The 12,070-nt window shown below is 48.5% G+C and carries 7 protein-coding genes and 1 pseudogene; all 8 read right to left on the bottom strand.

The genetic code is table 11. The features are described from left to right. Window positions 1–20 precede the first annotated feature (20 nt). On the bottom strand, window positions 21–1,400 hold the full coding sequence (locus BUB86_RS01160; RefSeq protein WP_139261265.1) for an efflux transporter outer membrane subunit: 1,380 nt from the start codon (window positions 1,398–1,400) through the stop codon (window positions 21–23). Window positions 1,401–1,427: 27 nt separating this feature from the next. Further along, complete coding sequence (locus BUB86_RS01165) at window positions 1,428–4,691, bottom strand: efflux RND transporter permease subunit (protein ID WP_073204026.1); 3,264 nt, start codon at window positions 4,689–4,691, stop codon at window positions 1,428–1,430. A gap of 29 nt (window positions 4,692–4,720) precedes the next feature. After that, entirely contained in the window at window positions 4,721–5,899 is a 1,179-nt protein-coding gene (locus BUB86_RS01170) for an efflux RND transporter periplasmic adaptor subunit (protein ID WP_073204029.1), read from the bottom strand. A gap of 143 nt (window positions 5,900–6,042) precedes the next feature. After that, window positions 6,043–6,504 carry an outer membrane protein gene (locus BUB86_RS01175; RefSeq protein ID WP_081373018.1) on the bottom strand — a complete coding sequence of 154 codons (462 nt, stop codon included), beginning with the start codon at window positions 6,502–6,504 and terminating at the stop codon, window positions 6,043–6,045. 41 nt (window positions 6,505–6,545) lie between these two features. Then, window positions 6,546–7,619, bottom strand: a complete 1,074-nt coding sequence (locus BUB86_RS01180) for an acyltransferase family protein (protein ID WP_073204035.1) — start codon at window positions 7,617–7,619, stop codon at window positions 6,546–6,548. 35 nt (window positions 7,620–7,654) lie between these two features. Continuing rightward, window positions 7,655–9,868 (bottom strand): alpha-N-acetylglucosaminidase, encoded by a 2,214-nt coding sequence (locus BUB86_RS01185; protein ID WP_073204039.1) that lies wholly within the window; start codon window positions 9,866–9,868, stop codon window positions 7,655–7,657. 6 nt (window positions 9,869–9,874) lie between these two features. Next, the gene (locus tag BUB86_RS01190; RefSeq protein WP_073204041.1) at window positions 9,875–11,326 is read right to left on the bottom strand and encodes a CCA tRNA nucleotidyltransferase; all 1,452 of its coding nucleotides are present in this window, start codon (window positions 11,324–11,326) and stop codon (window positions 9,875–9,877) included. Window positions 11,327–11,804: 478 nt separating this feature from the next. Next, window positions 11,805–12,070 (bottom strand): annotated as a pseudogene (locus tag BUB86_RS01195) (hypothetical protein); the annotation flags it as partial.

Below are 12,070 nucleotides of genomic sequence, written 5' to 3' on the forward strand. Positions count from 1 at the left end.
ATTCACTATTCACTATTCACTTATTTAGCACCTCCGCCTAATGCCTGATATAGACTAACCACGGCCTGCATCTTCTGGAGCTGATCACTTACCTCAGAGATCTCGGCGTTAAGCAGATTGCTCTGGGCGGTGATAACCTCAAGATAGGTAGTGTTGGTAGATGACTCCATCAGCTTCTTGGTGTCCTCAACATTCTTCTTGAGCACCTCCACGCGCTTGCCGTCAAGCTCTGCCTTCTGGGCATAAGAGTTGTAAGCTACGAGAGCGTTACTAACCTCATTACCAGCCTTATAGATAGAGTTCTGCCACTTATTGAAGGCCTGCTCATACTGCATCTTAGCCACCTTGAGACCAGCCACAATCTGTCCGTGCTGGAATACTGGCTGTACCAGCGAACCAACAGCCGACAGCAACCACTTGCCAGGATTAACCAATCCATTGTTGTTAGTAAAGGCTGCAGTACCAGTGATGGTAATGTTTGGATAGAACCTACTACGGGCAGTCTCTACATCATAGAAGCACTGTGCCAGAGCCATCTCATACTGATGCACATCAGCACGGTTAGCCAGCATCTGGATGCCTACACCTGTAGAGAACTCTGTGGGCAGCGACTGATTATCGAACTTACCACGTGGAATAGCCTGACCAGGCTGCCCCAGCAGCAGCGAGAGCGAATTCTCAGTCTCACGCATCTGGCGCTCAAGGTCTACACGCTGACTCTGAACCTGATAGTAAGCAGCCTCGGCACTCTGAACAGCTGTTGAGCGATAGCCCACGCGGTTGTCGTGCATAAACTGCATTTTCTCCCAAGTCTCTTTGGTCAGTGCCTCCATATCTGTTACAATCTCCATCTGACGATCAATCATCAGCAGGGTGTAATACAGGTTGGCGATAGTAGAAATCACGTTGGTCTTTACCACTGTCTGGTAGTCCTGAGTAGCAATGAGCTGCATCTGAGCAGAGCGCTTAACACTAAGCAGATTGCCAAACAGGTCAATATTCCAACTGGCTGATATAGGCAATGAATAAGCCTTTGTAGCAGCAGCACCATCGAACGACGAAAGTGTTCCCTGCGGACTGATAGCTACTGATGGCAGGAAAGCCAACTTAGCCACTTTCAGTGCTTCGTTAACCATCTGCACATTCAGGGCAGCATTCAGCAGATCAGGGTTATTGTCAAGTCCCTGCTGGATAAGCGCCTGCAGCTGTGGATCTGTAAACACACTGCGCCAAGGCATATTACCGAATGTGGTAGTATCCTGAACAGCCAATGTATCGGTCAGCGACTGTGTGTCGCGCACCAACCCCTTGGTATCCACCTCCGGACGCTCATATTTGTTATAGAGTCCGCAGCTTGACAGCAGCAAAGCTGCGGACATGAATATCATAAGTTTCTTCATAACTATTCACTATTCGTTATTCACTATTCACTTTTCCAGCTCGTAGTCCTCATGTTTCTTATGTGCATACTGAGCCAGCTCGGCAGCCACTTCCTCATTCTCCTCATCGTCGAACTTCAGCGGACTGATCTTCTCCTGCAAGGTCTGGAAGATAACGAACAGAGCAGGAACCACGAAGATCTGCAGGATAGTACCAATCAACATACCACCCACGGCAGCAGCACCCAGTGTCTGGTTACCATTCTTACCTACACCGCTGGCGAACATCATTGGCAGCAGTCCGATAACCATGGCCAGAGATGTCATCAAGATAGGACGCAGACGGGCAGCAGCTCCAAGAACAGCCGACCACGAGATGGCCATACCTGTCTGGCGGCGCTCAAGTGCGAACTGAACAATCAGAATGGCATTCTTAGCCAACAGACCAATCAGCATGATGAGCGAAATCTGCATGTAGATATCGTTGGCATGACCAAACAACTGTGTGAAAATGAATGCACCAGCCAGACCGAATGGTACTGAGAGGATTACCGACAGAGGTAGGATATACGACTCGTACTGGGCTGACAGGATGAGGTAGATGAACACGATACACAGCACGAAGATAAGTGCAGTAGAGCTGCTGGCATTAGCCTCTTCACGTGTAAGACCAGAGTACTCGTAAGTATAGCCCTGTGGCAGGTTCTCTGCAGCCACGCGCTCAACAGCCTTAATGGCATCTCCAGTAGAATAGCCACTGTTAACCGTTGCTGTTACATTGATAGATGTGAACAGGTTGAAACGGTTGATGTTGGCAGGACCATAGACACGTTCAAGAGAGCAGAACTCGTTAACAGGAGCCATTCCTGCACTCGTGCGTACATAAACACTATTAAGCGACTCGGGAGTCATACGGCAAGAAGGATCGGCCTGAATCATCACACGATACAGTTTTCCGTATGCATTGAAGTTCGAAGCGTACAGTCCACCATAGTAACCCTGCAGTGTACTCAGGATGGTCTGTGGTGTAATACCACTCTGCTTACACTTAGCCACATCCACATGAATCATGTACTGTGGATAGTTAGGGTTGTAAGATGTCTGGGCCATCTGGATTTCAGGACACTTATTGAGTTCTGCCAGATAATCCTTCACTACCTCATAGAAGCGTCCCAGGTCGCCACCGGTACGGTCCTGCATAACCAAGCTAACACCACTAGTCAGAGAGAAACCCTGCACCATAGGTGGCTGGAAGGCAATGATAGATGCATCCTTGATATGAGCTGTCTTCAGATAGATCTGAGCCAAGACACCGCTTGCATCGTATGGGTTCAGGAAGAAACGGTAGATACCGTCGCCCTGCCACAAACCGGCAACCTTCCACCAAAAGCCCTTCTGACGCTCCTCGAACGGCTTGAGCTTGATGATGAATGTAGCCTGGTCGGTACCCTGACCAGCAATGAAGTTATAACCCTGCAACTGCTCACGGCTCTGGATGGCTGGGTCGGCAGCAAGGATAGAGTCAATTTGGTTGATGACCTCGGTAGTACGGGCAGCAGATGTTGCAGGAGGCATGGTGATGGTACAGAACAATGTACCAGTATCCTCATCGGGCACCAAACCAGTCTTGGTGGTGCTCATTGATACTACCAGGGCAGCAATACCAACTACAACGATGATACCTGTTGTGATAGGTTTCTTTACCAACTTTTCAACTACACCTTTATATTTATTTGTAGTAGTCTCGAATGCTGTATTGAATGAGGTATGGAAACGGTCGATAGCCGACATCTTCTTCGCATGACCGTCCTTATCGTGTGGTTTCAAGAAGATAGCACAAAGTGCAGGCGACAGAGTCAAGGCGTTAAGTGCCGAGATAACGATACTGATAGCCATTGTTACGCCGAACTCACGATAGAACGTACCACTGGTTCCACCAATGAACGAAACAGGAATGAACACAGCTGCCATTACCAGAGTGATAGAGATGATGGCGCCCGAGATTTCGTTCATGGCATCGATAGATGCGGTAAGAGCGTTCTTATATCCCTGATCCAGTTTGGCGTGTACCGCCTCTACCACCACAATGGCATCGTCCACCACGATGGCGATGGCCAGCAGCAATGCCGAGAGTACCAGCAGGTTGATGGTAAAGCCCATCACATTCAGGAAGAAGAATGTACCTACCAGTGATACAGGCACGGCGATAAGAGGGATAAGAGTAGAACGGAAGTCCTGCAGGAAGATGTAAACCACTAGGAATACCAGTGCCAAGGTGAGGAACAGTGTGAATACAACCTCCTCGATAGCGGCAAACAGGAACTCGGTTACATCGTAGTTAATACGATACTCAACACCTGGGGGGAAGAACTTAGCCTGATCATCGAGCACCTTCTTACAGTCGCGAGCAATCTGGGTAGCATTTGAACCAGCCACCTGCTGAACCATACCCATCACTGAAGGAGCATTATTATCCTTCATTGATACTGAGTACATCAGTCCACCAAGCTCTACGCGAGCCACATCCTTCAGTTTAAGTGTCTGACCAGTGTTTGTAGTGGTAATGATAATGTTACCAAACTCTTCCTGAGTCTTCAGGCGACCAGTGTAACGCATGGTGTATTCGTAGGCCACATTGCTGAGCTCACCAAATGATCCAGGTGCAGCCTCGATATTCTGCTCGGCCAGCACAGCGCTAATGTCGCTTGGCATCAGGTTATACTGCTTCATCACGTCGGGCTTCAGCCAGATACGCATAGAGTAAGTCTTCATACCTGGGCTCATAACATCACCTACACCTGTTACACGCTTAAGAGCAGGAATGATGTTGATGTTAGCGTAGTTGGTCAGGAACTCATCGTCGTAGCGTCCATCAGGAGAAACCAAAGCGTACATGATAACCTGTGATGACTGACGCTTGGTTACGGTTACACCCACACGAGTTACCTCGGCAGGCAGCAGTGCCTGAGCAGCCGACACACGGTTCTGTACGTTTACAGCACACATATCGGCGTTGATGCCCTGCTTGAAATATACTGTGATACGAGCCGAACCCTGGTTAGAGGCGGTCGACTCCATATACGTCATGTTCTCTACACCGTTGATACTCTCCTCAAGTGGTGCCAAAACAGAGTTCTTCACTGTCTCAGCATCAGCACCAGTGTATGTAGCCGACACCGACACCGTAGGAGGCGCAATGTTCGGGTACTGCTCGATAGGCAGCGACACCAGGCCGATAAATCCCAGAATTACGATAAGAATAGATATTACCGTAGAGAGTACCGGGCGCTTTATAAAATTAGTAAAAGTCATTTTCTTAACTCTTAATTCTTAACTCTTAATTACTTCTTCATCGAAGATACGATGTCTCCTGCGGTCATGGCCTTAGCCTGCTCGCTGATCTTCTGCTGATAACGCTCTGGGGTAATAGGAACGATCTCCATACCATCATTCAACTTGGTGATACCATTGGTAACATACTTATCACCAGCCTTCAGACCCTCGGTAACAATAAAGTTGTTGCCATCGTTCTGTGGGGCAACCTTAATCTCGCTGTACTTCACCTTATTGTCGCTACCCAGCAGGTAAACAAACTTCTTGTTCTGTACCTGAGCAACAGCAGCCTGAGGAATGATAATAGCCGAAGTATTGCTATGAGGGATAATGATAGAGCCTGAACCACCACTCTTCAGCACACGCTGAGGATTCTGGAACAGGGCGATGAGCTGAACCGAACCAGTAGCGGCGTCGATCACACCACTCATCTTGGTTACTGTTCCCTCAAGGTCGTAGATAGAACCATCGGCCAGCTGCAACTTCACAGCAGGGAATTTCTCGATAGCAGCCTTCTGACCACCAGCCATCTTACTCATCTCCAGAGCGTCTTTCTCAGTCACTGAGAAGTAGACCTCCATCGACGAGTTGTTTGATACGGTTGTCAGCACGTTGCCGGTGCTTACCAGTGCACCTACCTTATATGGCAGGGTACCAACCACACCAGCAGCAGGACTCTTTACGTAGCAGTAGCTCAGCATCTCCTTAGCCGATGCCAGCGATGCTTCTGCCTGAGCCAGACCAGCCTTGGCCTGCTCGTACTGATTGGTTGCACTCTGCAACTCAAAGTCACCAATCACACCATTATCGTGCAACTTCTGTGAGTTTTCGAAACTCAACTTGGCAGTGTTCACACTTGCCTTTGCCGTATTAACGCTAGCCTGAGCCTGACGTACCTGTGCCTGGTAGGTCACATTGTCAATCACAAACAATACCTGACCAGCGCCTACTGTCTGACCCTCTTTCACATTAATCTGTGTAATAAAACCAGCCACCTTTGGGCTAATCTGTACATCCTGCACACCCTTGATAGTTGCAGGATAAGTGGTCTGAGTAGTTGAACTCTGAGTACCAACTGTAGTTACAGGATACTCGTTATCGCCAAAACTTGGGCGACCACCACCGCCGCCGCACGACGCCAAAACCAGCGTTGCAGCAGCCATAACCAAAAACTTACTTTTCATCATACTACTTATTTGTATCTAATTTATTTCCCAAAAAATACACCTCGAAAACTTTACGAATCACGTGCAGTTTTCGGGGTGCAAAGATACGAAAAATATATCTAAAGATATATCCTAAACGATGTTTTTTTAACAAAGTTTATTGTTTAGAATGGGAACACCAAGCCGAGGCTAAGTGTACTCAAGCCATCGTACTGAGTCTTATAGTTGTACTCAGCCTTGAAGCCCAGGCTACTATTAAGAGGCACTTCAATACCAGCTCCGATGTTCAGGCCAAGTTTAGAATCGCTTGATTCGCCACTCCATCCCAGTACGTTCAGACCAGCCAGAGGATAAATAATAACAGGGCTGCTAGGAATACGGAACAGATATTCTGCATTAACACCAACGTTCCATGCACTAACACCACTCTTTTTGAAGAAATAGTCAAACTGGGCAACACCACGAACATTATTCATGAACTCATAGCCTACGTTAGCACCGATACCTGCGTTGTTAGGCGAGTCGATCATATAGTTAAAATGACCACTCCATGTTGTCTTACCAACCTGTGCGAAAGATGTGATGCTGAACATCAGCACACTAATTACCATTAAGATTTTTTTCATAACAGTTGTTTTTTAAGAAATTAATTTATAATACAAATATACTATAGTTTAATATAGATTTTCTTTCTGTAGAGCACATAGCCGATGGCAAAATTCAGCAATACAAAGTAAATAGCATATGCCAACGATGCCCATTTAAGTGCAGGAACAACGGCGTGAATGGCGTTGTAAACCATCTCCGACACTCCGATATTTCCCAACAAAATAGCCAACAATTCGCTCGACACATATAGTGCCAAAGCATTGACACCGAACACGTGGAAGAAGGTGGTCCATTGAACATTATTTTTTAGGTCGATCACATACATCAGCAGTGCCTGCAGCAGCGATGCCAGTCCACAAGTCATCAGCACGTAACTAGGGCTCCAGATGCGCTTATTCAGAGGCAGTCCGTAGCTCAGCAGATAGCCAGCTATCACGCCGATAGCACCCACCACAAACAGGGCTATCACCTTCTGCTCAATTGTCTCACGCTTTTTGATAAGCATACCGCAGTAGAATCCCAGCAGCACATGAGCCACCGATGAGATAGTACCCACCAGTCCCTCAGGGTCAACAGGCCCCTTATGATAGAGATGGTCATAGCCAAACAGGTTCAGGTCAACCTGAGCCAGCACATTCACGCTGGAATCCTCGGCATAGCCATTGCCCAGCAACAGTATGGCAGCGTAAATCACCAGCAGTCCGGCGATGGTATGCAATATGTATTTATGATTACAGAAAAGAGCAAAGAGCGACACGATACCGTAGCACAGTGCAATTCGCTGCATCACAGCCCATATTCTCAGATGTCCGAAACACAACAGATCACCCTCGATGGCATGATCGAACCAGTTGATAAACAGTCCGATGGCAAACAGCAACACCGTACGCTTCACTACTCGGCGTATCACTTGTGGTGTGGGCTTAAACTCGCTCTTCACCAGCGACAGGTAGCACGATATACCCATGATAAAGAGGAAGAATGGAAACACCAGGTCGCATGGTGTCATGCCGTTCCACTCAGAGTGCCCCAACATCTCGAACGACTCTCCCCAACCGTTGTTCACCAGTATCATTCCTGCCACGGTGATACCACGCAATATATCAAGCGAAAATAATCTTTGACTTTTCATTTATACCTACGGATTATACGGATTTTACGGATTAATTATTCTCCTATTAATTTCATCGCTTCTTTTGCCACGTCTACGGGGCTGCCTTCGGGAGCGGCAGAGTATGGAGTCTGATCCAGCGTCCAGGGCTCCTCCATGGCGTAATAGTCAAGTTTCACCTCCTGTGGCAATGCCATTGCAAACAGCTCTGCAGCCGTCTTAGTGGCATTTGGACCACCACCTAGCAGCTCTGGTTGTGGACCGGTCTGAGCCTTCATCTGTGCTGCCAGTGCATCGAAATAAGCCTTCCAGCGCACATAGTAGAAGTCCTTCAGCAGTCCCTGCCACTCTTTGTGGGCATAATCTCTCAGTCCACCTGTATCAGCGCAGTAGCGGTTACCCCAAGTGGTTATCTGTACGCGCGCGTTCCATTCATATAGTTTCTTCTCGGCAGCATTGCTACCTGCATTCACAGCATTCTGAGTCCAGTGACCCACACGGAACTCAGTACGAGTGCCCAGCAGCTTGTCCTGCATCAGCAGCATGTCAAGGAATCGCTTGGCGTCCTTGTCAAACGCCTTGCGTGCAAAGCCCTTATAGTCGGCAATGGTGTGCTGATACTGCTGTCGAGCCTGATCGGCCAGTGCCTGACGGGTGATATCCACCAGATCGTACTCAAAATTATTATTACCACGATACTTCTCAGCCACACTGTTCATCAGTCGTGCTGCCTCCTTGGTGCAGGCAGGGTCGTAGTAGTTCTTCATCTTCGACCAGCTCGATGCCTGGAAGTTGTTCAGCGTTGGACGCCCACAGAAGATACTCTCGTGAGGGCCCTGCTGATTGTTGCCTGCAGGACAGTTATAGATAGAAGCAACAAGTATCTGCCATGCTTTCTCGATAGCTGCATCTTCCACGCCATAACGCGCCTTTGCATAATCCTTTATCCAAGCCTCCTTGGTAAACTTATCTGGGCGCCAAGGCAACTCACTCATCAGTTCGAACATCACAGGATTATTCTCGCTACCCTCCATCGTGAAGCCGATGCCCTTGCAATTCTTCTTTGCACCGTAGAAATTATCAAGCAGCTGATCCATGCGGCCATGCAATCCTACATTGGCACCAAAGTTCTCCAGCAAGCAGAACAGCCACTGATGCTGCTTGTAGCCCTCATCGCGCTTCCAGATGCTGGGGATGCCGAACATGGGGCGACACTCCGAGAACAGGTCGAGCACCAACAGGTCGCCCGTCTTCATACCGTCCACCATCTGCGGGCGTGGGTTCTCTGTCCATCCCTGAATCACCCACACAGCCTTGGGGTTCACTCGTTTCATGGCCTGCATCATAGCCTCACCAGCCTTGGCGTAGTCTATCGATGGGTCGTCGTTACTCTCATGGAAGGGGTCCATCGAGTAGTAGTCGGCCTTGCCGAAGAGTTTTGTCAACTCATTATAATATAAGGTGGCAATTTCTGAGAATCGCTCATCAGTAGGCAACAGGTTGGCTGGACGCTGAAATCCGTTCCACAGCCCTGCATCGGCCACATTCAGGCCCAGTCGCTGCTTGGCATCATGAGGCACCATACCGCAGTAGCCAGGCAGCACAGGGTGCATACCCAACTGCTTCATACGAGCCAGAATCTGTTTCTGCAGCTTCTCCTGTCGGGCATACCACGATGTGGGCAGTGGTCCGCCCCACCCTTCCAGGTTGTTCATCTCCCACCAGGCCAGGAAAGCAGGTCCGGCAATAAACTCGCCCACCTCTTTCTCCGAGTATCCTAGCTTCAGCAGCATGTTGCGCCACACGCATTCCTCGCCCACAATAGCCAGTGGCAGGTTGATGCCGTGCAGGGCCATCCAGTCTATCTCTTTCTCCCAGCGTTTCCAGTCCCAGAACGCCATCGAGTAGCTAAATGTGCAGTAATTAAAGTCGTAACGCAGTGTCAGGTCAGTCTCGTGGCGCTCCTTCTTAGCCACCTTTGGCATCACAGCAGGCAGTTTGGCCTGCATCTGGTTCCACGAGAGGTGTACGCCGGCATAATACTTCAGATACCAGTTCAGTCCCGAAGCGATGTTCACCCACGTGTTGCCGCGAATCACCACCTTCTGCCCTTGTTGGTCAAGCTCAAAGAAGTCCTTGTCGCTCTTCACAAGTTGGGTTTTAAACTTCTTCGATGCACCAGCATCAATTCTTTCCAGCAAATCATCCACAGGATTTGCCCACACCTGCATAGACAGCAGAATTCCGATAATAGTTAGTAGTTTCCTCATAACAGTTTATATCAGTTTCATTTCTTTTGCTTTTGCCATCAGCAGTGCCATCAGTGGCTCACGCTCGTTCTCCACCTTATTATCTAATACGGCATCCTTCAGATACTGCTTCAGTGTACCCACCTCTCTGCTGGGTTTCAGGTTGAACATCTCCATAATCTCATTACCGTCTATCACGGGTTGCAACAGGCGAACGTAGTCCTTCTCCTTCAGATCGGTCAGCTTTTCGCGCACCGTGCGGAAGTTCTCTAGGAACATCTTCTTTCTTACCTCGTTCTTCGATGTGATGTCGGCCTCACACAGTGTCATCAGGTCTTCGATATCTTCACCTGCATCGTTCAGCAGTCGACGTACAGCCGAGTCGGTCACGATGTCATCAGCTATCACGATGGGGCGCATGTGCATCTCCACCAACTTCTGCACATACTTCATCTTCATGTCCATGGGCAGCATCAGTCTGCGGAATATCTGCGGCACCATCTTGGCACCTATCAGATTGTGGTTGTGGAATGTCCAGCCTATGTTGCCATCCCATCGCTTCGACTTGGTTTTACCCACATCGTGCAGTATCGCCGCCCATCGCAACCACAGGTTGTCGGTCTGAGCAACCACATTCTCCAACACCTCCAGCGTATGATAGAAGTTATTCTTATGCCTGCGCCCGTTCTTCTCTTCTACGATATCCAGAGCCGAGAGTTCAGGCAGAATTATCTGTAGCAGTCCACTTCGCTGCAGGTACTCAAAGCCTATGCTGGGGTGAGGCGCCATGATAATCTTGTTCAGCTCGTCCTTAATGCGCTCGCCACTTACTATCTTGATGCGGTCGGCCATACGCTGTAGCGCCTCAAAGGTCTCCGGTTCTATCTCAAAGTTCAGCTGTGTAGCAAATCTGATGCAACGCATCATGCGCAGCGGGTCGTCGCTAAAGGTGATGCCCGGCTCCAGCGGTGTGGCTATGATGCCATCCTCCAGGTCGGCCAGTCCGTTAAACGGATCTACCAGCTCACCAAAACGGTTCTTGTTCAGACAGATTGCCATGGCGTTGATGGTGAAGTCGCGACGGTTCTGGTCATCTTCCAGCGTACCGTCTTCTACGATAGGCTTGCGCGAGTCGTGGCTGTAGCTCTCCTTTCGGGCGCCCACAAACTCCACTTCTATCTCCTTCCTCCTTCCTCGCTCGTCCTTTCTCGTAAATTTAACCTGCGCCGTGCCAAAGTTCTTAAACACAGACAGATGCGCCTTCTTGCCCACCATGCGTTTCAGTTCTTCGGCCACCTTGATGCCGCTACCTACCACCACTACATCTATGTCGTTCGAGGGACGTTCCAGAAAAATATCTCGAACGTATCCCCCCACAACATAGCATTCCATCCCCAGATGGTCTGCGGCCTCACTTATTTGGTGGAATATATCCTGATCTAAAATCTCTGCTAACTCCTCGTCGCTATATAGTTTCATCCTGTATTTTCATCATTTATGGGTGCAAAGATACAAAATATATTCCATTCCACCAACTAATTAAGCATTAATAAACATAATTTTGCGCCTATTACCAGACTTCCTCACTGCAAAATGCAGCCACATGGCGCCATGCTTATTCTTGGACGAGCCAAGCGGCGAAGCCGAGCGGCGGGATGAGAATTACTTCTCGTCATCTCCCCGAGCGTAAAGTTAGGCGATAAGTGAGAGCCATCGAGCTTGTTCGAATGGCCGAGCGCAGCCTCACTCGGCGAAGCCAAGTGCTCGGAGAGTTTTGCATTTGCATTTAATTGAATTATCTGTTCCATAATGTTCAATGTTTAATGTTCAATGTTCAATGTTTAATGTAGGAAATGTACCTGCGTACCTGCGTTCGCTTGTTCAGAATCCTAACAGTTTGTACTTCCCTAGAAAAAGTTGAATGGTTTTTAACTTAACCCTGCCATTGGTTGAATGCCTATTGGGTACCTAAATTCTTATCCCTGACAGAAGTTGAACAATTCTCTTTTAACCCTTGTTTTTGTTGAATAGGCTCCACGGAAAGCCGTTCAATCATATTCAGGGTTTGCGGTGCAAAGGTACATGCTCCTTCTTGAATTTCCAAATTTTCTAGATACTTTTCTCTAAAACTGATCCATTTTTTCTGTATTTTACCCATACAAGAGGCTGCCTGATGTGGAGTCATGTTGTTCAGCGACATGTGTGGACGTTCGTTATTGTAGA

Origin of the sequence: Xylanibacter ruminicola, assembly GCF_900142525.1 — a bacterium.
In the GTDB taxonomy this organism is placed as follows: Bacteria; Bacteroidota; Bacteroidia; order Bacteroidales; family Bacteroidaceae; genus Prevotella; species Prevotella ruminicola_A.